General features: G+C 63.4%; 1 pseudogene. It reads left to right on the top strand.

Annotated elements, in window-relative coordinates:
- Window positions 1-235 (top strand): annotated as a pseudogene (locus CA832_RS14890) (gliding motility-associated C-terminal domain-containing protein); the annotation flags it as partial.

Here is a 235-nt window from a genome sequence, read left to right as displayed (position 1 = left end):
CGGTCAGCCGGACTGGACCTTTACCGGCACGGACACGGACAATGACGGCCTGGACGACGGATACGAAGGCTCGGATGTGGACGACGGCTTCGATGTAAACGACGAGATCGACGACCCGGCCAATGACCTGCCGGATACAGATGGCACAGAAGACGTGAACTACCGGGATGCGGACGACGACGGGGACGGGACGCCCACCGATGAGGAAGACCCGAACGGGGACGACGACCCGACC

Source organism: Robiginitalea sediminis, from assembly GCF_002198115.1.
Taxonomy (GTDB): Bacteria; Bacteroidota; Bacteroidia; order Flavobacteriales; family Flavobacteriaceae; genus Robiginitalea; species Robiginitalea sediminis.
Note: the sequence above shows the minus strand (reverse complement) of the source record. Positions and strands in the feature narration are given on the sequence as shown.